This window comes from Pseudomonas sp. R15(2017) (assembly GCF_002112685.1).
Taxonomy (GTDB): Bacteria; Pseudomonadota; Gammaproteobacteria; order Pseudomonadales; family Pseudomonadaceae; genus Aquipseudomonas; species Aquipseudomonas glycinae.
In genome coordinates, this window is the sequence record NZ_NEII01000020.1 from 27,557 (window position 1) to 49,508 (window position 21,952).

General features: G+C 57.7%; 16 protein-coding genes. 1 reads left to right on the plus strand and 15 read right to left on the minus strand.

The features are described from left to right. Positions 1-278: 278 nt before the first annotated feature. The 9 genes from hflC to CAF77_RS27885 form a co-directional block, all read right to left on the minus strand. Entirely contained in the window at positions 279-1,148 is an 870-nt protein-coding gene (gene hflC, locus CAF77_RS27845) for a protease modulator HflC (protein WP_085655749.1), read from the minus strand. After that, the gene (gene hflK, locus CAF77_RS27850) at positions 1,148-2,320 is read right to left on the minus strand and encodes an FtsH protease activity modulator HflK (RefSeq protein ID WP_085655750.1); all 1,173 of its coding nucleotides are present in this window, start codon (positions 2,318-2,320) and stop codon (positions 1,148-1,150) included. Before hflK ends, hflC begins: the two co-directional genes overlap by 1 nt. A gap of 96 nt (positions 2,321-2,416) precedes the next feature. Then, complete coding sequence (gene hflX, locus CAF77_RS27855) at positions 2,417-3,718, minus strand: ribosome rescue GTPase HflX (RefSeq protein ID WP_064379099.1); 1,302 nt, start codon at positions 3,716-3,718, stop codon at positions 2,417-2,419. A gap of 12 nt (positions 3,719-3,730) precedes the next feature. Continuing rightward, positions 3,731-3,991, minus strand: coding sequence for an RNA chaperone Hfq (hfq, locus tag CAF77_RS27860; RefSeq protein WP_007902656.1), 261 nt, complete (start codon positions 3,989-3,991; stop codon positions 3,731-3,733). Positions 3,992-4,084: 93 nt separating this feature from the next. Beyond that, positions 4,085-5,056, minus strand: a complete 972-nt coding sequence (miaA, locus tag CAF77_RS27865; RefSeq protein WP_064379098.1) for a tRNA (adenosine(37)-N6)-dimethylallyltransferase MiaA — start codon at positions 5,054-5,056, stop codon at positions 4,085-4,087. Next, on the minus strand, positions 5,056-6,954 hold the full coding sequence (mutL, locus tag CAF77_RS27870; RefSeq protein ID WP_170929010.1) for a DNA mismatch repair endonuclease MutL: 1,899 nt from the start codon (positions 6,952-6,954) through the stop codon (positions 5,056-5,058). Before mutL ends, miaA begins: the two co-directional genes overlap by 1 nt. A gap of 5 nt (positions 6,955-6,959) precedes the next feature. Continuing rightward, the gene (locus CAF77_RS27875; RefSeq protein WP_371915557.1) at positions 6,960-8,339 is read right to left on the minus strand and encodes an N-acetylmuramoyl-L-alanine amidase; all 1,380 of its coding nucleotides are present in this window, start codon (positions 8,337-8,339) and stop codon (positions 6,960-6,962) included. Positions 8,340-8,390: 51 nt separating this feature from the next. Then, complete coding sequence (gene tsaE, locus CAF77_RS27880) at positions 8,391-8,861, minus strand: tRNA (adenosine(37)-N6)-threonylcarbamoyltransferase complex ATPase subunit type 1 TsaE (RefSeq protein WP_064379095.1); 471 nt, start codon at positions 8,859-8,861, stop codon at positions 8,391-8,393. After that, on the minus strand, positions 8,849-10,348 hold the full coding sequence (locus CAF77_RS27885) for a bifunctional ADP-dependent NAD(P)H-hydrate dehydratase/NAD(P)H-hydrate epimerase (protein WP_064379094.1): 1,500 nt from the start codon (positions 10,346-10,348) through the stop codon (positions 8,849-8,851). The genes tsaE and CAF77_RS27885 overlap by 13 nt, the downstream gene beginning before the upstream one ends. 63 nt (positions 10,349-10,411) lie before the next feature. Between CAF77_RS27885 and queG the strand changes: the two genes are divergently transcribed. Beyond that, positions 10,412-11,512 carry a tRNA epoxyqueuosine(34) reductase QueG gene (gene queG / locus CAF77_RS27890; RefSeq protein WP_064379093.1) on the plus strand — a complete coding sequence of 367 codons (1,101 nt, stop codon included), beginning with the start codon at positions 10,412-10,414 and terminating at the stop codon, positions 11,510-11,512. A 49-nt stretch (positions 11,513-11,561) separates the two neighbouring features. On the opposite strand, the gene CAF77_RS27895 is transcribed toward queG, so the two are convergent. The 6 genes from CAF77_RS27895 to orn form a co-directional block, all read right to left on the minus strand. Further along, positions 11,562-16,283: an RHS repeat domain-containing protein gene (locus CAF77_RS27895; protein WP_085655752.1), complete on the minus strand. Its 4,722-nt coding sequence runs from the start codon at positions 16,281-16,283 to the stop codon at positions 11,562-11,564. A gap of 81 nt (positions 16,284-16,364) precedes the next feature. Then, on the minus strand, positions 16,365-17,351 hold the full coding sequence (locus CAF77_RS27900) for a hypothetical protein (protein ID WP_064379091.1): 987 nt from the start codon (positions 17,349-17,351) through the stop codon (positions 16,365-16,367). A 355-nt stretch (positions 17,352-17,706) separates the two neighbouring features. Beyond that, a complete protein-coding gene (locus CAF77_RS27905) occupies positions 17,707-19,242 on the minus strand; it encodes a leucine-rich repeat domain-containing protein (RefSeq protein WP_139831649.1) in 1,536 nt (511 codons plus the stop codon). A 184-nt stretch (positions 19,243-19,426) separates the two neighbouring features. Further along, on the minus strand, positions 19,427-20,458 hold the full coding sequence (locus CAF77_RS27910) for a hypothetical protein (RefSeq protein ID WP_064379089.1): 1,032 nt from the start codon (positions 20,456-20,458) through the stop codon (positions 19,427-19,429). A gap of 168 nt (positions 20,459-20,626) precedes the next feature. Beyond that, positions 20,627-21,238 (minus strand): trimeric intracellular cation channel family protein, encoded by a 612-nt coding sequence (locus CAF77_RS27915; RefSeq protein WP_064379088.1) that lies wholly within the window; start codon positions 21,236-21,238, stop codon positions 20,627-20,629. Positions 21,239-21,321: 83 nt separating this feature from the next. Continuing rightward, the gene (gene orn, locus CAF77_RS27920; RefSeq protein WP_011332176.1) at positions 21,322-21,864 is read right to left on the minus strand and encodes an oligoribonuclease; all 543 of its coding nucleotides are present in this window, start codon (positions 21,862-21,864) and stop codon (positions 21,322-21,324) included. Positions 21,865-21,952: the final 88 nt, after the last annotated feature.

Consider the following 21,952-nt stretch of genomic DNA (forward strand, 5'->3'; position numbering starts at 1 on the left):
AGGGCGAGCCTTGAGTGAAGCAGAAAATGACCGACCCGTTCAAAACGCACGCGCATGAACGACGCGGCGAAAGGCCTGTTACCGGCTTCGCCCATCACTTTCCTCGAAAAACTGTCGGGCCATTCAACCCGTTCTTCTGCAACAAAAACAGCAATCAAACGTGCAGACGCAAAAAAGCCGGGAATTTCCCGGCTGCCGCATCATACACACGTTTTCCCAAAGGATCACCCCGCCCGAGGTATTAGCCGCCGGGCGGAATGATTCGGGTCAACGTCGTATCAAGGCTTGGCCTTCTCCAGATACTTGAAGAAGTCGCTGCTTGGGTCGAGGACCATGACGTCGGATTTGTTCGCGAAGCTTTCACGGTAGGCACGCAGGCTACGGTAAAACGCGTAGAAGTCCTGATCCTGACCGTAGGCCTTGGAGTAGATCGCAGCGGCCTGAGCGTCGCCATCACCACGAATCTCTTCGGATTCACGATAGGCTTCAGCCAGCAGCACACGGCGTTGACGATCGGCGTCGGCACGGATGCCTTCGGCCAGCTCGTTACCCTTGGCGCGGTGCTCGCGAGCTTCACGCTCACGCTCGGTGCTCATACGTTCGAACACGCTGCGGTTCACTTCTTTCGGCAGATCGATGGCCTTGACCCGGACATCGACGACTTCGATACCCAGCTCCTTTTCCGCCATCTTGTTCAGCGATGCGGTGATGTCAGCCATCAGTGCATCGCGCTCACCCGACACCACTTCGTGCAGGGTGCGCTTACCGAACTGGTCACGCAGACCCGATTCCAGACGACGGGACAGACGCTCGTCGGCGATCTGCTTGAGGCCGGACGTTGCGGTGTAGAAGCGCTCGGCATCTTTCACGCGCCACTTGGCGTAGGCATCGACCATCACGGCTTTCTTTTCCAGTGTCAGGAAACGCTGTGTCGGCGCATCCAGCGTCATCAGGCGGGCGTCGAACTTGCGCACCTGGTTGACGTAAGGAACCTTCACATGCAGACCCGGCTGAACGTCAGCCTGAACCACGCGACCGAATTGCAGCAACACCGCGCGCTCGGTCTGAGCGACGATGTAGAAGCAGTTCCAGGCAGCGATCGCCACGACAACGCCGACAATAAGGGCGATCAGCGATTTATTGCTCATCAGCGACTCTCCCTGGTACGCGCCTGCTGTTGCTGCAGATCGGCTGCGGCACGTGCATTGGCTTCATTGCTGGTGGCTGCCGCACTGTTCACCGGAGCGCTGATGTTGCGACCACTTTCGACCATCTTGTCCAGCGGCAGGTACAGCAGGTTGCTCTGGCCGTTCTTGTTGCCGGTCACGAGTACCTTGCTGGTATTGCTGAAGACTTCCTGCATGGTGTCCAGGTACAGACGCTCACGGGTGACTTCCGGCGCCTTGCGATACTCGGCGACCAGCTTGGTGAAACGATCTGCCTCACCCTTGGCGCGCGAGACCGTTTCGTCACGATAGCCGTTGGCATCTTCAAGGATCCGCTGGGCCTGACCACGGGCTTCCGGCACCACGCCATTGGCGTAGGTTTCAGCCTGGTTGCGCGAACGCTGCTCGTCCTCTCGGGCGCGGATCACGTCATCGAAGGCTTCCTGCACTTCACGCGGTGCCGCTGCGCTCTGTACGTTGACCTGGGTGACGGTGATACCGGTGCGATAGGTATCGAGGAAGCGTTGCAGACGCTCCTTGATTTCGCTGGCCATCAGCTCACGACCTTCGGTCAGCACCTGGTCCATCGCGGTTGAACCCACCACATGGCGCAGTGCACTGTCGGTCGCATGTTGCAGGCTGATTTCCGGCTGGTCGACGTTCAGCACGAAGTCCTGCAGGTTGCTGATCTTGTACTGCACGGTCAGCGGCACTTCGACGATGTTCTCGTCTTCGGTCAGCATCTGGCCCTGCTTGGTGTAGGCACGCTCACGCGTGACGTTCTCCATGTACTTCTTGTCGATCGGCGGGAAGTAGATGTTCAGGCCGGGACCGACAGTCTCGTAGTACTTGCCGAAGCGCAGCACCACGGCTTGCTCCTGCTCGTCCACGACGTACATCGCGCTGTACAGCCAGACGGCCGCCAGCACGACCAGGCCGATGCCGAGGAGGCCGCCAAAGCCACCACTCTTGCCCGAGCCACCACCGTCATCACCGCGTTTTTTTCCACCACCGAACAACCCGTTCAGGCTTTCCTGCAGCTTTCGGAAGGCCTCGTCGAGATCCGGCGGTCCCTTGCGGTCGCCGTTGTTGCGACGCTTGCCACCCCAAGGATCCTGATTGTTCGAGTTGCCACCCGGCTCATTCCAAGCCATAGCGCTCTCCATCTGATAAAGCAAAGACGCACCCACGGCGCGCCGACCAATGCTACAGAATGCCTGCCGTTGCGGCACAACCGCTTTGTCAGGCTTTTATTGCAAAGTGTGTTGCTCGATGAACTCCGTCGGCACAACGCCCTCACGACTGACCAGCCGATTGAGCTCCGAGCGTGGCAATCGAATGGCCAGCAAGCTGACCCCTTCTTCGTCGTATTCTTCTTTCTGTACCGCGCCCAGCTCGAAGAACTGTGCACGCAGACGCGCAAACCGCTGGGGCAAACGCAAGGTTCCGACAAACAAATCACTGCCCAGCAATTCGGCAATGGCTTGCTCAAGCAATTCCAGACCGGTGCCATCACGGGCTGACAACCAGACCCGTTGGGGCTTGCCGTTTTCATCGCGCTGGATTTGTGGCTCAACGCCTTCAAGCAAATCGAGTTTGTTATAGACCTCGAGGATCGGCAAGTCCTGGGCACCGATCTCGCCCAGCACCACCATCACCTGCTCGATCTGCAACATGCGATCCGGTTCCGCCGCATCAATCACGTGCAACAGCAGGTCGGAGTTGCTCGACTCTTCGAGCGTAGACCGAAATGCCTCGACCAGTTTGTGCGGCAAGTGGCGAATGAAACCCACGGTGTCGGCCAGGACAATCGGCCCCAGGTCGTCCAGTTCCAGACGGCGCAAGGTCGGGTCCAGCGTGGCGAACAACTGGTCAGCCGCGTACACCTCGGACTTCGTCACATTATTGAACAGCGTGGATTTACCGGCGTTGGTGTATCCCACCAGAGAAACGGTAGGGATATCCGCACGCGAGCGGCCGCGACGCGACTGTTCGCGCTGGCTGCGCACTTTTTCCAGCCGCCCCTTGATCTGGCGCAGGCGAACCCGCAGCAGTCGCCGGTCGGTTTCGAGCTGGGTTTCACCCGGGCCGCGCATGCCGATACCGCCACCCTGACGCTCAAGGTGAGTCCAGCCGCGAACCAGCCGGGTGCTCATGTGGTCAAGCTGAGCCAGTTCTACCTGGAGCTTGCCCTCATGGGTACGGGCGCGTTGGGCGAAAATATCGAGAATCAGACCGGTACGGTCGATCACGCGACACTCGAAAACACGTTCGAGGTTACGTTCCTGACTGGGCGTAAGGGTGTGATTGAAGATCACCAGATCGGCTTCTTCGGCGTGGACCAGGTCGCGCAGTTCCTCGACCTTGCCGCTGCCAATCAGGTATTTGGCGGTTGGCCGATGACGCGGCACGTTAAAAAACGCAACGGTCTCGGCGCCTGCCGAATTTGCCAGTTCCTGAAACTCCTGCGGATCTTCGCGCGCCTCAGGGTCCTGTCCATCCAAGTGAACGAGAATGACCCGTTCACCACCACCGTGGCGCTCAAAGAACAAAGGAGACTCCTATCAGGCGTTACCTGGCTCAGCGTCACCTGCTTCGGATTCGGTTGCGCTTGGCAGACGAATTGGACGAACCGGCACGACTGTAGAGATAGCGTGTTTGTAAACCATCTGGCTGACGGTGTTCTTCAGCAGGATAACGAACTGGTCGAACGACTCGATCGTGCCTTGCAATTTGATCCCGTTCACCAGGTAGATGGAAACCCCCACTTTCTCTTTACGTAAAGTATTCAAGTAAGGGTCTTGTAGCGAATGCCCTTTTGACATGTGCCGCACTCCTTTAAGGATTCAATATAAAAAATAGGTAAACAGATGGCTTTTGCCGCCACACCCCCAAGGATAGACGGCAATTGCAAGGACTCAGCTCAATATGGAGATCGTCCCAAGGTATTTCAAGGCGCGTGGCAGATTGTCGCAATCCAGACTGTCGAGCCAGTGTAAATCTTTCCAGCTGCGCAGCCAGGTGAACTGGCGTTTGGCCAATTGGCGCGTGGCGATGATGCCCCGCTCCTGCATCTCGGCCGACGTCAGCTTGCCATCCAGGTAGTCCCAGACCTGGCGGTAGCCTACCGCACGTATAGACGGCAACCCGGCATGCAGGTCACTTCTATTACGCAGGGCTACGACCTCGTCGATGAATCCCTGTTCCAGCATATTTGTGAATCTTTGTTTAATGCGCTCGTGCAGTACCTGCCGATTAGTTGGAGCAATCGCCAGGTTCGCGACAGTATAGGGCAATTGTTGCAGTCCCGATGCGGCCGCTTCGGTACTTTGTACAGATTGTTTCAGCCGCAGTTCAGTCATGCTCTGACCGCTGACCCGGTAAACTTCCAGCGCACGACTCAGTCGTTGCGGATCGTTCGGATGGATGCGCGCCGCCGACTCCGGATCGATGACCGCCAGTTGATCGTGCAGGGCTTGCCAGCCAAGGCGTGCAGCCTCTTCTTCGATCTGCGCGCGAACGTCGGGATCGGCCGCCGGCATGTCCGCCAGACCGTCGATCAAAGCCTTGTAGTAGAGCATCGTGCCGCCCACCAGCAGCGGAATTTTTCCGCGTGCGGTGATATCGGTCATGGCCTCCAGCGCATCGCGGCGGAAATCCGCTGCCGAATAGGCTTCGGCCGGGTCGAGAATGTCGATCAAGCGGTGGGGAAATTCGGCCAGCAGCTCCTTGGACGGCTTGGCGGTACCGATGTCCATGCCGCGATAGACCAGCGCCGAATCGACGCTGATCAGCTCGCACGGCAGCACCTTGGTCAGCTCGATGGCCAGGTCGGTCTTGCCCGCAGCGGTCGGGCCCATCAGGAAAATCGCTGGAGGAAGCTGGCTCATCAACGACCGCGCAGGAACAGTTTGTCCAGATCGTCCAGGCCCAACTGGGTCCAGGTCGGTCGGCCATGGTTGCATTGACCGCTGCGCTCGGTGTTTTCCATGTCGCGCAGCAGGCCGTTCATTTCCGGCAGGGCCAGGCGCCGGTTGGCGCGGATCGCGCCGTGGCAGGCCATGGTGCCGAGCAGTTCGTTCAGATGCGCCTGGATCCGGTCGCTAGTGCCGTATTCCATCAAGTCCGACAGAACATCGCCCACCAGACGGTTAGCTTCGGCCTGTTTGAGCAGGGCCGGGATCTGCCGGATGGCCAGGGTTTCCGGTCCAAGGCGCTGCAATTCGAAACCAAGGCGCTGGAACCATGCCGCATGCTCTTCAGCGCAATCGGCCTCGCGTTGACTGACCGCCAGCGATTCCGGCACCAGCAGCGGCTGGCCACTCAGGCCTTCGCTGGCCATGGCAATTTTCAGGCGCTCATACATGATCCGCTCGTGAGCGGCGTGCATGTCCACCAAAACCAGGCCCTGGGCGTTCTCGGACAGAATATAGATGCCCTTGAGCTGCGCCAGCGCATAGCCAAGCGGCGGAATGTCTTCCTGACCGGCCGGCAGCGCATTGGCATTCGCTTCAGGCAGCGGCGCGAAAAACTCGCGGTACGCAGCCTGAGCCTCGGCAACCGGCACGGTCGATTGCGGGCGCGGCGTGTATTGATACTGATAAGCGCCGCCAGCGCTGGCACCCGACGAGGTATTGAACGCCGGTTGCGCCTGCGGTTGCTCCAGCAACGCGTTGGCAGCCAGACGCATTTCGCCCTGCGGCCCGAACTCACCGGCTTCAAGGCCGGTTGGCCGGACAATCGCGGTGGTGACCGAACCGGCAAGCTGATCTTCCGGTCGCACATCGCCGAGGGCACGGTGCAAGGTGCCATAAAGGAAATCATGCACCATGCGCCCGTCACGGAAGCGCACTTCGTGCTTGGTCGGGTGCACGTTGACGTCGACCGCTGCCGGATCGACCTCGAAAAACAGCGCAAACGTGGGGTGCCGGCCGTTGAACAGCACATCGCGATAAGCCTGACGCACCGCGTGGGCCACCAGTTTGTCGCGCACCGCACGGCCGTTGACGAAGAAATATTGCAAGTCAGCCTGACTGCGGTTGAAGGTCGGCAGACCGACCCAGCCCCACAAATGCAGGCCATTGCGCTCGATTTCGATCGGCAACGCCTGCTCAAGAAAGCCCGAACCGCAGATCGCCGCCACACGCCGGGCGCGGGCCGCGTCATCGTGGGCTTCGTGCAGGCTGAGGATGGTCTTGCCGTTGTGGCGCAGATGGAAGGCCACGTCAAAACGCGCCAGCGCCAGACGCTTGATCACTTCTTGCAGGTGATCGAATTCGGTTTTTTCAGTCTTGAGGAATTTGCGTCGCGCCGGGGTGTTGAAGAACAGGTCACGGACTTCCACCGACGTGCCCACAGGGTGCGCCGCTGGCTGCACGCGGGGCGCCATGTCGCGGCCTTCGGTTTCGACCTGCCAGGCCTGATCGGCATCGCGGGTGCGCGAGGTCAGGGTCAGGCGCGCCACGGAGCTGATCGACGCCAGGGCCTCGCCGCGGAAGCCCAGGCTCATCACCTGTTCAAGGTCTTCCAGGTTACGGATCTTGCTGGTGGCGTGACGGGCCAGGGCCAGCGGCAAGTCATCGGCGGAGATGCCGCTGCCGTCGTCGCGCACCCGCAGCAGTTTGACGCCGCCCTGCTCGACATCGACATCGATACGCCTGGCGCCGGAGTCGAGGCTGTTTTCCAGCAACTCCTTGATCACCGAGGCCGGGCGTTCGACCACCTCACCGGCGGCGATCTGGTTCGCCAGCCGCGGGCTGAGCAGTTCGATGCGGGCAGCGTTCAACACCTGGTTCATTCTTTGGACGCCAGTTCGGTGCCGGGAATGGTCAGGTGCTGACCGACTTTCAGATCATCGCTTTTCAGATTGTTGGCACTGCGCAGCGTGGCCGGCGAAATCTGGTAACGCACGGCAATCATTGCCACGGTCTCACCCGGACCTACCCGGTGATCGCGCGGACCTTGAGCGATCTTGCCCGAATCACGCAGCCAGGCGATGTAGGTACCCGGTGGCGGATTCTGCTGGAAGAACTGGCGCACGCCGCTGCTGATCGAGCGCGCCAGCGCCTGCTGGTGGCTGGCTGCCGAGAGTTTCGACGCTTCGTTGGCATTGGAGATGAAGCCGGTTTCCACCAGGATCGACGGGATGTCCGGCGACTTCAGCACCATAAACCCGGCCTGCTCCACACGTTGCTTGTGCAGCGGCGTGACCCGGCCGATGTTGGTCAGGACTTTCTGGCCGACGTTGAGACTGGAGGTCAGCGAGGCGGTCATCGACAGGTCGAGCAGAACGCCGGCCAGCATCCGGTCCTTGTCATCGAGGCTGACGTTGCCGGCACCGCCGATCAGGTCGGAACGGTTTTCACTGTCGGCCAGCCAACGGGCGGTTTCAGAAGTGGCGCCACGGTCGGACAGGGCAAACACCGACGCACCGAACGCAGCGGCCGACGGCGCGGCGTCGGCGTGGATCGAGACGAACAGGTCGGCGCCCTTCTTGCGAGCAATCTCGGTACGGCCGCGCAGCGGGATGAAATAGTCACCGGTACGGGTCAGCTCGGCGCGGAAGCCTTTCATGCCGTTGACCTGACGCTGCAATTCGCGGGCGATCTGCAGTACCACGTCTTTCTCACGCTGACCGCGAGAACCGGACGCACCCGGGTCTTCACCACCATGACCGGCATCGATGACCACAATGATGTCGCGCTTGCCGGCCGGGGCCGGTGGCAGCTTGATCGCAGGTTCGGCCGGCGTGACCGGAACCGCGGGAACGGTGGCAACTGATGGTGTCGGCGCAGGCGGCGGTGCGGCATCGGCCGGGTTGTCGAACAGGTCGACCACCAGACGGTTGCCGTACTGCGCATTCGGCGCCAGCGAGAAGCTTTTCGGGGTGACCGCCTTTTTCAGGTCGATGACCACCCGCAGGTCAGTCGGCGTGCGCTGGGCCGAGCGCATGGCGGTAATCGGCGTGTTGGCGGTCTGCACATTCAGCGGCGCGCCGAGGGTGGCGCCGTTGATGTCGATGACCAGACGATCCGGCGCGGTCAGCGTAAAGACGCTGTGCTGCACCGGGCCTGTCAGGTCGAACACCAGTCGCGTGTTGTCCGGCGCCCGCCACAGGCGCACGCTGTTGACCTTCGTGTCGGCCACAGCGTTGACGGTTACTGCCATCAACATCAGTCCAGCGGCAGCCATCAACGCGCGAAAGCGCATACCTAACCCCATCATTCAATTGGTTTCCAATGCCAAAGCGGCACACCAGGCCTCGCCGCGCGAGCCCTGGGATAAAATGGTCAGCGAACGTCCGCTGTCTTGCGGGCTAATGGTAATGGTCAGGTCAGGCTTTGGCAAAAAGCCTGCACCTTTATCGGGCCACTCGATCAGACACAGAGCATCGTCGTCGAAATAGTCGCGAATCCCGAGAAACTCCAGCTCCTCCGGATCGACCAGGCGATACAGGTCGAAGTGAAACGCGCGGACGTCACCGATCTCGTAGGGCTCGACCAGGGTGAAGGTCGGACTTTTCACCGCCCCCACATGCCCCAGACCGCGAATGATGCCCCGCGACAGCGTGGTTTTGCCCATCCCGAGGTTGCCTTCGAGAAAGATCAGGCCATGGCCCTGCGTGATGCGGGCGATGCGTGCGCCAAAGTCGCTCATGGCCTGTTCATCAGCCAGGTACAGGGTTACTTCAGACACGGTGCATGCTCCTCCAACAACTGACGAATGGCTGGAATCAGATCACTGGCCGCCAGCCCACGGCCGAATTTACCTTGTTGCAGACCGGCGTTGGCGTGCAGCCAGACAGCCAGGCATGCGGCATCGAAACCGTCCATGCCCTGGGCCAGCAGCGCGCCGATCAGGCCCGCCAGCACATCGCCGAGCCCGGCAGTGGCCATGGCCGGATGGCCTTGATGACACAACGCCAGACGGCCATCGGGATGAGCGATCAGACTGCCCGCGCCCTTGAGCACCACCACCGCTGTATATTTTTTGCTCAACGCCAGCGCCGCCGCCGGACGATCAGCCTGCACTTCGGCGGTACTGATCCCCAATAAACGCGCGGCTTCCCCCGGATGCGGCGTGATCACGCAATCCTTGGGCAAACTGACAAAACCGCGGGCCAGCAGGTTCAGCGCATCCGCGTCCCATACCTGCGGCAGCGCTGCATTGGCAGCGGCTGATAACAGCGCTCGCCCCCAACTGGCCTGCCCAAGCCCCGGCCCGACCACCAGCACCGACACCTTGTCCAGCAGCCCCATCAACTGATTGGCTGAAGAAGCGCCCAGTGCCATGGCCTCCGGTACCCGACTCAAAGCCGCCGGCACATGTTCCGGGCGGGTCGCGACCGAGACCATCCCTGCCCCGCTGCGCAAGGCGCTTTCGGTGCTGAGCAGGATTGCCCCGCCAAAACCGTGATCGCCACCGATCAGCAGCACATGGCCGAATCGCCCCTTGTGGGCAGCCGGCGCACGGGCAGCCGGACGCGGCAGGTTAATCGCGTTGAGCCGTTGAGCGGCGGCAGGAATGTCACTGAAGCTTTCGGCAGACGCCTGCAGATCGTTAAACAGCAGTTCGCCGATATGATCCACCGCCTCGCCCGTGAACAGCCCGAGTTTCAGGCCGATGAACGTCACGGTGAGGTCGGCGTGCACTGCCCCACCCAGCGCATGACCGGTATCGGCGCACAACCCGGATGGGATATCGACTGCCACCACCGGCAGCCCGCTGGCATTGATCGCCGCAATCGCAGCGGCATAGGGCTCACGCACCTCACCACTCAGGCCGGTGCCGAGCAAGGCGTCAACGACAATACCGCGCAACTCGCAGGACGGATCCCAGGCACAGATCGAGACGCCATCCGCCACGGCTTCGGCGTGCGCCACGGCGGCATCACCCTTCAAACGCTGCGGTGCACCGACAGCCAATACCCGCACCGACCAACCCGCCCGGTGAGCGAGCGCTGCCACCAGATAACCATCGCCGGCGTTGTTGCCGTGCCCGGCCAACACCGTCAATTCATTCCCGGACGGCCATTGGCGCACCAGTGCGCGCCATGTAGCGTGGGCGGCGCGTTGCATCAATTCGAAGCCCGGCGTGCCGGCAGCGATCAGCCGTTCATCGAGTTCGCGCACTTGCGCGGCACGGTACAGCGCGTCGGGTAATTGATCTTTAGTGTGCGGCATGCGTCTTCGGGCTCCGATGTCTGGCAGAATTATACGCACCTCAGCTCCGGTTTCTCTCGCCTCATGTCCGCCATCACCACAGATCTGCCTGCCCTCGCCCAATCCATCAAGGACTGGGGGCGTGAGCTGGGCTTCCAGCAAGTCGGCATCAGCGGTCTGGACCTGGCCGAGCATGAACAGCACCTGCAACGCTGGCTCGAGGCCGGCTACCACGGCGAAATGGATTACATGGGCGCCCACGGCAGTAAACGCTCGCACCCCGAAGAGCTGGTGCCGGGCACCCTGCGTGTGGTGTCGCTGCGCATGGACTACCTGCCGGGTGACACGCAAATGGCGCAATTGTTGGCCAATCCGGAAAAAGCCTACATTTCGCGATATGCCTTGGGCCGCGATTATCACAAGTTGATCCGTAAACGCGTTCAACAACTGGCGGACAAAATTCAATCCGCAATCGGCCCGTTCGGCTTCCGCGCCTTCGTCGACAGCGCCCCGGTGCTGGAAAAAGCCATCGCCGAACAGGCCGGACTGGGCTGGATCGGCAAAAACACCCTGGTACTGAACCGCAAGGCCGGCAGTTACTTCTTTCTCAGCGAACTGTTCGTCGACCTCCCGCTTCCAGTGGACGCCCCACACAGCACCGAACACTGCGGACGCTGCACCGCCTGCCTGGACATCTGCCCGACCAACGCCTTCGTCGGCCCGTATGTGCTGGATGCGCGACGCTGCATTTCCTACCTCACCATCGAGCTGAAAAGCGCCATTCCCGAAGACTTGCGGCCACTGATCGGCAACCGCGTGTTCGGTTGTGACGACTGCCAGATCTGCTGTCCGTGGAACCGCTTCGCCCGTCCGTCCGGTGAAAGCGACTTCAAGCCACGGCACAACCTGGACAATGCCGAACTGGCCGAGCTGTTTTTGTGGGATGAAGACAAGTTCCTGAGCAGCACTGAAGGCTCGCCACTGCGCCGGGCGGGTTACGAACGCTGGCTGCGCAATCTGGCAGTGGGGCTGGGCAATGCGCCTTCAACGATTCCGGTGCTGGAAGCGTTGAAGGCGCGACGGGATTATCCGTCCGAGCTGGTGAGAGAGCATGTGGAGTGGGCACTGGAACAGCACGCCGGATCTGCGCAGGCAGAACCGGCAGACAATGTGCTCAAATCGTAGTTGAGTGCTGTTGGCACATGCCGGTACTGCCCGGTCTGATCATTGATGCCTATTTTTTTTCGTTATAGTGGCCACCCATCTGCTTGATGATGACGATCCGGTCTTTGGTGTTCTCCGTCAGATAAATACGGTCTCCCTTCGACAAGTAAAGATGCATTGGTTTTGATGTCGTGCTGGACGGACCATACATTGGCGTATATTCGGCATGGATGAGTCTGGCGGCGGAGGTCGGGGAGTTACCCGCTTCAACATGTTTCATGAACTCTTCTGCCCTGTCCTCCGAGGCCTTGCGCGCCTCTATCCTGAGAAAGTTCAACTTGTCTTTGGGCCTGACCAGCGTCCATTGCTTTTCGACCTGCTCCTCAACCGGCGCATTGGCTTTCCTGGCCGCGGCCTTCGCGCCTTTGCCCTTGGCAAGCACCTTGCCCATTTTCATCGTCCCCTTTGAACTGAGTCCCTGCTCAAAGGCCGAAGCCAGTTTTCTGCCGGCATTGACACCCGCTTTGGCGCCAGCCGCCAGACCGGCACCGAGCGAAGCCAGTCCAAGGCCGACACTGATCCAGCCCAATACCTCTCCCAATTGAGAGTCCGGTGCATAATTATCGAGCACTTCACTGGCGATACCCGTCAAACCTGAAGCGACAGTCAGTCCCAGCGCCGCCAGCGCCCACGGCGTGGCAGCGCCCATCGTCAGCACGCTGGCAACAATCCCGAGCACCCCCATTCCGATGCCCAGAATCGATTGCCAGGATATATGCCCTGTCGGGTCGACACGATTGACGGGATCGCCCAGGCAATAAGCGTAGGCATTCAATCCCCCCCCGCCAAACGGACTCATGCTGTCGGGGCCGAGAAAACGCATCAGCGTCGGGCTGTAGGCTCTGTAACCATTGCCCAGCAGGTAAAGACCGGTTGCCCGATCAAGCTGCTCACCATTGAACCCCGCCAGACTGAACACCCCGCTTTCGGCAGGAAGGTGCCCGTACGGGCTGTAAACACGGTCAGTCAGATTTTTTTCACCCAGCTCTGCCAGCACACTGTGCTGCTGATCGGTGCCGAACAGTTGTGTGCTGCTGCCCGGTCCGAGTTGCTGCTGCCCCACCAGTAGTCCACCGTGACGCACGATACTGGATGAACTTTTACCACTGACTTCATGGATGACACGCCCTTCGTGGTAATAACGCTGGGTAGGTGCATTTTCCGGTTGCGACAGTTCAACCAGATGGTCAAAACCGTCGTAATGGTAATTGCGAATGACCGAGCCTCCTGCACCGGTCAATTGCTCAAGACGCCCGAATGCGTCATAGGCCAGGACTCGCGCCTGGTCATCTTTGATCATCCTGCCGTTGGCGTCATATTCCAGGGTGACTGCCGGTGGATAGTCGACGTGTGAATGCCTGACTGCACTGAGTTGTACAGGGTCCGGATTGTCGTAACTGAAGGTGGTCAGATTCACACCCAGCGGAAACCGCGTCTGCACGCTCAGAAGGTTATCCAGCGCATCGAACGTGAATGTCTGCTGAACAATCTCCTTGCCATAAGGATCCCGGGGTTTTTGGGTACCCGCACAGTCGTACTGGATCAGCCGGCCACGCACATCGTAGGCAAATCGTTCATCGCGCAGTATTTGCGTACCGCGCATGGACACTTTCTGCGCCAGTTTGCCGGCAAGCGTATAAGCCGACACCAGCGTCTGGTCGGGCTGGCCCTTGATCTCGAAAGTACGGCAAGTCTCACGACCGATATCATCATAGGCAAACCGAGTGATCATTCTTCGCTTGATCGAAGTGTCTTCGGTCTTCGTCCACTCCAGCATCCCGGTCAGTGTGCTGTAGTGGAATTCGGTTTTCAGGGTCCCTTGCACAGTTGCCAACAAGCGGCCGTGCTCATCGTATTCGCAAATATGCTCGCCGCCGAGAACATCCACATAAGTGAGCGGTCGCCCCTCGAGGGAATAAGTAAAGGAGGTTGCTTTGCTGATATCACCGAAGGTCGTCGTTTCGGACTTGATGCGCCCGGAAGGATAATAGGCAAAACGATGTTCTCGGTCGTTTTCGGTGCAGGTCAACGGCTGACCACTGACGGGGTCGTACGTCATGGTCGTGAGCAGAGCCCCCGCCTTGCGCTCGGTCAGTAAACCGCCCAGGTCTCGCAAATAAGTGAATTCGGTCTTCTTGCCCTCAGCGCTCCTGTACCACTGAGGCTGACTGAAACCCGCTTCGTAACCAGTCTGCGACTGGCGCCCACCCACCGTACTTTCCGTCAGGCGATTCAAACCGTCATAGATCTGCCGACCCAATACCTTGCCATCGACCTGGATCCCGACCGGCAGCGCTTCGTCAGTGTGATCCGCGTATTCGGTGACTACCTCACTGGCGTCGGGCATGACACTGCGGATCATGCGATCAAAGACGTCGTATTCATATCGAGTGGTATTGCCAACCGGATCGGTCTGGCTGGCCGTGCGCCCGAACCCGTCATAGGTATAAGTGGTTTTACCCAGACTCTCGCGCCTCAGATTGAAGCTCTCGACGCTCAGCGGTTTACCAAAATCGTTGACGAAAGTGACGGTCTTGCCCATCCCCTGAAGCCAATTCGTTTGCCGGCGAGCGACCGGATCGACCTCGTTGTATTCGATACGCCCATCGGCATGGAGGGTCTTGCTGAGCTGGCCCCAGTGATCGAATTCGTAGGCGGTCGCAACGGGATAAGGCTTGCCATCACGCCAATCGGTCAGCGTGACTTTCACTTTGTGACCCGCCGAATCATGAATCGCGGAATAAAGAGTGCGACTGTGAATGAGTCCGTCCTTGTCCGGATGGTCACAGTCCTTTTCCTCAACGGTGATAACCCTTTCCAGGCCGTCATACGTCGCGCGCTGCTCACCACCGGCTGGATCGGTGGTCACTATCGTAGCGGGCTGCTGCTTACTGGCGGGCAAATAGGCCCATCGGGTCAAGGCGGCGTAGGGGGTACCCCGGGCAAGCGTTTTGGACACCGCCCGGCCGATCGCGTCGTATTCATATTCGATGCGTTCACCATCGACACCGATGCTCGCGACCTGTAATCCACTCAACGTCGAGAGCACCTTCTCACTGGTCTGCAGCGCGCCATCAAATCCGTGAGTACTGGACTTTACCTCCAGCCTGGTGCCCTTGAGCCCATAGGAGAACTCGGTACGGTTTTTTTTATCTGCCAGAGTGATGCTTTGCTCTTTCATGGCCCCGTGCTTGAGCGGATCCTCTGGCGTATTCAGGTAACGCTTTTCGGTCTTCGATCGCAGGATTTCGACCCCTTCCACAAGCTCGAAAAAACGTTCCTCAACCGGCAGGACGAAGGCCAGCTCCGCACCGCTCAGCGCGGGATGCAGAACATAGTCGTAGTACGTAACCGTCGAGTTTGCGCCCCCCGCTGCAGGAATGACTGTCCTTTTTTTCTGAAACCTGGCGAAACCCAGCGGATCCTCCGGACAGTTGTCCCCACCACTTGCCGGATAAAACTCCGACACAGTGGTCACTCCATTCGGCTCGACAATCTTCAGCAAGTTGCCTTCACCATCGAACTCGGTGACGGTGATTTCCTCACGCTTGTGCTGGGTGCGCCGGTCGAGATAAGTCACCTTCTGAACTTTTGGCATGCGGAACTGGGCAGGCTGCTCATTGAATGGCTTGGTGACGCAACAGTGATACTCGATAGTCGTTGAGGTCTGGGCATCGCCACTTGTCGTGACCTCCGTGATCAACAAATGGAATTTGTTGTAAGTGCGGCGGATGCGAGTGTGCACCTTACCGTTGACCACCATTAGCTCGTCCGAGGAATAGACATAGTTGGCGGGTGCCAGGTAGAGAGGGTCTCCATCATTGCTTCTGGTCGGGACGAGACCCTGCCCGAGAAAGTTATGGTCTGAATACGAGTAGGCCTTGCATATCCGGGGTTGATCGCGCCCGGGATAAATCTCGTGAGCGATGACAAATGGCAGTGTCTGTTCGACGCCACTCACGAAACGGTGACCTTGTCGTTTGTAGCGAATGATTTCTACACCGCGCAACGGGTTGACGACGCGCCGCAAATAGATGGCCTGATCAATGACTTCATATTCCAGCTCCCAGCCTTTGCCGACCGGTAGCTCGATTGCCGTAACCTGACTATTTTTCAGGATCAATGCGTAATCGGAACGGGCCAAACTATCGGGATGCCGGGTCAGTGTGACCTGACCTGCATTGCGTGTGATTTTCAGCAGGCATCGCTTGGCGTCGCTGACTTCAGCCAACATGGGAAACTGATTGAACAACACATGCTTCAGCGTGATGCTCACACCATTATGGGCAATGATTTTTTCCACTACCGCGACTTGAGTGCCAGCCTGAACCTTTAGCAGCTCACGCCGACCATCCTTGTAGCGAATTTCGTAGCGCCCCGTCCCGATCTCCAGCACCTTGGCGGTTTGCAGCTTCATTTCCTTGAACTTCAAGCCGCTGGAGGTCTCCACAGCCTGATAGCGTTCACCGTTGGCCAGCGTCATGACTTTGCTGCGCAAGTCGTAATGCGTCATGGTCAAAGACCAGCCTACGCCGAAACCGGTATCCATCTGATTGAGCGGATTGAAGCCCAAAGAAAGTGCAAGCTCAGGGCCATTGAGGTCCGCTGAGTGCAACTTGCCCAAGGAAAGCGCACACGTATACATGCCGGTGCGAGGATCAACACCTCCGGAAACAAACTCACTAAAGTTGAAAGCGTTTGAATGTGCTTTGGAAGAAAAATTACTTTCCATGGAAAAAACGTCCTTTATTTTCAGGTTCAGCGATTGGCGATATCAAGTGACCAGCAACAACTTGCTGGTCACCAAGCGAAATCAGGCAAGCTGTTTCATTGATCGCCGCGACTCATCCAAAATAAAATTTCGTTGTTCCTTGTTACCGTCGAGAGAGAGCCTGTGTTCCGTGCCAAACTCATCGATTACTGCAAATTCGAATGCACTTTCGCTCTCCCGAGCCACTTGCAGGTCAGCTGAAACATACTGAACAAGTGTCAACTGCCCGGGCACTTTGTTGATCGGTACCGTTACGTAGCCGAGAGGGCCGCGAAACGTGGCTTTTTCTCCATAGATCGGTGCCATATAACCGTAAAAGTTTCTACGACCATCCTGTGTTCCGGAAATGTTGCCGGACACGTAGACCTGTACCGCTTCTTCGGAATCATAAGGGTCAAGTTTTACCTCACTGCTGTACCAGTCGAGGAGATGAACCTGCCGTCCTTCCGCTTGCAGACCAATGTGATAAAGCTGAATCCAGTCGTAACCAGCCCTCTGCTGCGCGTCGTCGTATTTCCTCAACGAAAAACTGCTCAGTGGGTACACCTTCGGAGGAACAGCTTCGAGCGTCACACTGCTATCAAAACCGATCCCGTTAGTTCGCAATGTCACGTTGTTCATGACGATTTCGGCAGCCACTTCCATAATTCCAGGCCTGGAAGCGGAAACCCAGAATTCAAAAACCTGCACAGGGTCGGAATCATCACTGATTCGGTTGTTCTTTACGCGAGGAACTTCGGTCATGCGCGGTGCCCCACCCGACATTTCGTGTGCATAGCGATTTTCCTGGGTGGACACGCTCCAATCGCCCTCAAGAGGCCGGGCGCCGTTATAGGCAATCAGGCGCAGGGACTGCAAGGCGGGATGTCCATACAGCGACGCATCGTCTCCACTGTTATCGACACCGTGTAAAAGTACCAACACGCGTACTTGCATGCGACCGTTGGCGTAAAGCGTTTTATGTTGGCCAGACCTGCCGGCGTCAAACTTCACCTCGATACGGGAAATACTGAGTTGCTCATCAAACATCAAATAATACCTTGGCAATGAATAAGTTTCGTCCTTGTCAGGACTTGCCGAAGCATTGACGCACGATCAAAACGACAATAAAACCTTCAACACTCTACAAACTATTAACAGCTCCAGGCGAGGAAATGCCTGAATATCAAATCAAAACTCACACACACTTTTCAAACCTTCAACAAGACACACCACCGGCTCACAAACCTCAAGACCGCCCGTCCCAAAGCCTTAATTCTGAGGGCCTGATGCTCCTCTTCCGGTCCTGCCTCAGGTGGAGCCAAAAACGGAAGAGGGCAAAAAATTTGTTTATATTTATCAAAACATGTTGGACAACCTGAATGTTTGTTACTTCCTCCAACACTCAGTTACTGTCTGAGTCCGTCCCGAATCCGCTCTCTGCGGATTCACTGTCGGACTCCACCTCTGAAAGTGGCTCATCCATCTGAATTTCTATTTTTCGATCCATGCTGGCATCTTCCAGATAATGACCAATTCGTTGCCTCGATACGTTATTCAACGGGTTGTTCACCAGCCCGACAAACAAATGTTGTGTATCCGGAACATCGAATAACTCATCACCAACATCTGAAATATTATTATTCTGCAACGCCAACACTCCGAGTTCTTTCGGCGTGCTTATTCCTGAAGGAATACTGGAAAGGTTGGCATCATGCAGCATCAACTCTTTCAATTCCGACATGAAGCCCACATGCGGGGTGACTGTCAGAGGATTGTGTGCCAGATTCAGCAATGTGAGTGTTTCTATTCGAGACAGCCCCTCAGCCGTCACCTCCGTAAGTCCAAGCGAGCAATTTTTCAATGTAAGCTCGCGCAATTCACGCATTTGAAAGATTCCTGACGGAAACTCTTCCGCTCTTACGCCAGTGATCATCAAGTATTGGACATTGGGAAAACTGTCGAGGAACGCGCCTATTCGCGCACTGGTTACCTGCGCGGTTAATATTAATTCTGTTACATATTCGAACCGCGCGGATAACCTTGGCAACTCACCAGAAAAATCGATGTTCGACGAAAAATGATCGTCACCGTATCCCCATCGCGATACCGACTTGCGTTGCCAGATATCTTGCAGCACTGCGCTGAATTGCTCACGAGCCTGGCGTTCTCCGGCAAGCGTCAGCGCACGGCCCTGCGCTGACGATTGCGAATGTGAATGTGAATGTGAGTGAGGCGAGGCCTCGCCGGCACTCCATATCGCCAGTTCGTCACGCAACATCGCGAACTCTTTTTCGAGCCGCGTCATTACGCCGAATGGATCACTCCTCAAGCGCTGGTTGATAAACGTCGCCACTTCCTCGTCCGGGATCTGCGGATAAAGATCACGTACGCGCTCGGCAACGGACATCCGATTGCGTACCGGGTCGAGACTTTCAAGTCGATCAAGCGAATCAATGCTGTCTACCGCATCCCAGAATCTGCCTTCGCCATTCGGCTTCAACAGCGGACCGGAGGGTTCGAGTTCTCTGGCTTTAGTGGCACGAAACAAGCCACTCTCCACATCAGGAACCACTTGCACGAAACGGTCGTCGGCGACTTGCACAAACTGCCGCCCCTTGTACATCCGGATGCCTTGCGCATCGGCTTCGCCGAGGTGTGCTGATTTGGGTATCCAATAGTCTGCCAGCGAGGGGAGCGCCGAAAGTATCGCGAGCTCATTGGTTACCAAAGAGATCGGGGCCGCACTCACGCTGGTTTCCTGCGTCAGTGCGCCCATATCTTGCCGGGAGAAAATGTGCGACGGCTCCAGTCGATTCGGCATGGATATCTGCGGCGCTGCAGAAGCAGGAAGCGGTAGCCGATGTGAAACATCGATACTGAAATCGGGTGAGTTGCTTGGGGTAGCAACAGGTTTGACCTTTGGCATTTTGTCAGCCATGAGCGCTCATCCTTGAGGTGTCGTTGCGCTGGCCCCGCAAACCAAAGGGCCAACGCGAGTCATAAGTACTGCACGTTCCATGCGAGTACCTGATAGTTGAACATCACACTCTATCGATACTTGCAGTATAAATGCGCATATATACCTACCACTCCTGCCCGATCAGCATCAGCGATGTATCGACTCAACCTCGTTCCAGTGTGAAATTGCGCGTATGAAAATCCAGCCTGAATGCCAGCTTGTGCTCGGTGCCGTGTTGATCAATAGCACGGAAGTGAAGAACTTCGCCGTACCTGGAGCTTGGTGCAAGTTCAGAATATTCGGACAGCGCCTGAACAACCGTCAGTTCTCCGTCGTGATCATTGACCCTGACAGAGTACTTTTTGGACTCTCGTGTAACAGCCTCGGAAAAAAGGAACGCAATGGGATCCCCATTAAATGGCAGTTGTACGTCCAGCGTGTTTCGTTCCGGGCGGACAAAAGTGGCCAGCATAAAATTGGTACTCGACTCCTCTAACTTGTTACCCCCGGCAAAAGCATAGTTCTCGCCGGCTTCAGCTCCGTCTGCAATCCAATCAACCAGCTTGATCTGCTGCCCCTGTGGGTAAAGTCCCAGGTAGTAGTTGAAGATACGATTACCGGGCTGCTCATTACCGCGCCGGGCTTGATACCAGCGGAATTGCTCGATGGCATAAGCCGCAGGCGTTTGGGACTCAATCGTTACGCTGCTGTCATGAACACTGGACAGCGTGGTCCCGTTACTGAGAATCCTCAGCCCGTTCAGTGACAAGCGTGCAGCAATCCTGGTCGTTCCCGCGACCGATGAGGATACCCAGAAAGTGCGAACCTGCGGATGGACGCTGTCGCTTTCAGCATCGTCGTCGTGGTCGACACCGGCGGCAGCCGAAGTTTGCGCCTCAAGGGTGTAACGTCCCTGCTCGGTGCTCGCGGCCCAGCCATCACGCAATGTTCTGCCAGTGCTGTAATGGATAAGCTCTATGCTATTTATTACATCTTCCGGCACATGCATGGCATCGCCGTTGGCGTCCACCCCGGAAACCAGAACTTGCACCTTCACCTGCATGCGGCCATTACCGTACAGCGATTTAATACTGGTGCTATCACCGGCATCAAACTTCACCTTGAAACTGGCAAGTCCTTCGAGAACAGGCGGAGCAGTTTGCTGATGCGACGTTGTACTCTCGATTTCACTCATGATTCATTTCCTTTGAAGAGTTCTATTCAAGGGTTGCCTTTGACAACCCATCAACAAAAGAAATAACACGGCTTCAAAACAGCCAACAAAGCGAAAAATGTAAGAAACATGCTCTTGCAAGCATTCCGAAACTTGCAATCAGGAAAAATCAATCAGCTGCAACAGATATCAATGTTCGTCGTTATAGACAAACTTCGGCATTTCCCAATGAAAACGAATCGCCAACAATCGCAACAGAAAACCACCAAACAGGGTAATCAGAATTGCCTGCTCACTCGGCACATTGAGATACAGGCACAGCATGTAACACCAGGCAGCTGCAAAAGAGACGCTGGCATACAGCTCACGGCGGAAGATCAACGGAATATCGTTGCAGAAGATATCGCGCAGGATGCCGCCGAATACACCGGTGATCACGCCGCTGACCGAGGCCACCAGCATCCCGTGGCCCATTTCCAGGGCGGTCATGCAACCGATCAGGGTAAACGCCACCAGACCGACCGCGTCGAGCACCAGAAACAGCGAGCGCAGATGGCGCATCCAGCGAGCCGTGAACACGGTGATCATCGCCGCGACTGTGGTCAGTACCAGATATTCCGGGTGTTTGACCCAGGTCAGCGGGTAGTGCCCGAGCAGCACGTCACGCACCGAACCGCCGCCCAATGCGGTGACGCAGGCAATCAGCACCACGCCAAACCAGTCCATGCCGCGACGGCCCGCAGACAGGGCGCCGGTCATGGCTTCGGCAGTAATAGCGACGAGGTAGAGCATCAGCAACATGGTGGCGATCCTGGCAGGAAGGCGCGCAGTCTACTCACTTCGCCGAGGCACCAAAAGAGGGCGCCCCGGCGTGGGTGCCGATCTCAGAACTTGATGAAATGCTTGCGGTAGTGCTGCAGCTCGGCGATGGATTCGCGGATGTCATCCAGTGCGAGGTGAGTGCTGCCCTTCTTGAAGCTGTCACGCACGTCCGGTGCCCAGCGCGCGGCCAGTTCCTTGAGCGTGGAGACGTCGAGGTTGCGGTAGTGGAAGTAGCTTTCCAGCGCCTTCATGTGGGTATAAAGGAAGCGGCGATCCTGGCAGATGCTGTTGCCACAGATCGGCGACTTGCCCTTCGGCACCCACTGCTCGAGGAAGGCGATGGTTTCGGCTTCAGCCTCGGCCATGCTGACACGGCTTTCACGCACGCGCTGGGTCAGACCCGAGTTGCCGTGGGTGCGGGTGTTCCACTCGTCCATGCGGGCGAGGACTTCGTCGCTGTGGTGGATGGCGATCACCGGGCCTTCGGCCAGGGTGTTCAGGTCACTGTCGGTGACGATGGTGGCCATTTCGATGATCACGTCGTTTTCCGGATCCAGACCGGTCATTTCCAGGTCGATCCAGATCAGATTCTGCGGGTTTTGCATATTTCGGCTCCTGAGCAATGCTGCGCAGTTTAGCCTAGGCAGCCTGCCGGGCGTGCTAAACTCGCGGCCGTTTTACCTAATCGCTGCA

What these genes read in the sequence shown, in the direction of transcription:
- hflC (WP_085655749.1), bottom strand. Translation starts at nt 1,148, where the DNA reads ATGAGCAATAAATCGCTGATCGCCCTTATTGTCGGCGTTGTCGTGGCG.
- CAF77_RS27875 (WP_371915557.1), bottom strand. Translation starts at nt 8,339, where the DNA reads ATGTTGATGGCAGTAACCGTCAACGCTGTGGCCGACACGAAGGTCAAC.
- miaA (WP_064379098.1), bottom strand. Translation starts at nt 5,056, where the DNA reads ATGAGCCAGCTTCCTCCAGCGATTTTCCTGATGGGCCCGACCGCTGCG.
- hfq (WP_007902656.1), bottom strand. Translation starts at nt 3,991, where the DNA reads ATGTCAAAAGGGCATTCGCTACAAGACCCTTACTTGAATACTTTACGT.
- queG (WP_064379093.1), top strand. Translation starts at nt 10,412, where the DNA reads ATGTCCGCCATCACCACAGATCTGCCTGCCCTCGCCCAATCCATCAAG.
- CAF77_RS27885 (WP_064379094.1), bottom strand. Translation starts at nt 10,348, where the DNA reads ATGCCGCACACTAAAGATCAATTACCCGACGCGCTGTACCGTGCCGCG.
- CAF77_RS27910 (WP_064379089.1), bottom strand. Translation starts at nt 20,458, where the DNA reads ATGAGTGAAATCGAGAGTACAACGTCGCATCAGCAAACTGCTCCGCCT.
- CAF77_RS27905 (WP_139831649.1), bottom strand. Translation starts at nt 19,242, where the DNA reads ATGGCTGACAAAATGCCAAAGGTCAAACCTGTTGCTACCCCAAGCAAC.
- CAF77_RS27895 (WP_085655752.1), bottom strand. Translation starts at nt 16,283, where the DNA reads ATGGAAAGTAATTTTTCTTCCAAAGCACATTCAAACGCTTTCAACTTT.
- hflK (WP_085655750.1), bottom strand. Translation starts at nt 2,320, where the DNA reads ATGGCTTGGAATGAGCCGGGTGGCAACTCGAACAATCAGGATCCTTGG.
- CAF77_RS27915 (WP_064379088.1), bottom strand. Translation starts at nt 21,238, where the DNA reads ATGTTGCTGATGCTCTACCTCGTCGCTATTACTGCCGAAGCCATGACC.
- orn (WP_011332176.1), bottom strand. Translation starts at nt 21,864, where the DNA reads ATGCAAAACCCGCAGAATCTGATCTGGATCGACCTGGAAATGACCGGT.
- CAF77_RS27900 (WP_064379091.1), bottom strand. Translation starts at nt 17,351, where the DNA reads ATGTTTGATGAGCAACTCAGTATTTCCCGTATCGAGGTGAAGTTTGAC.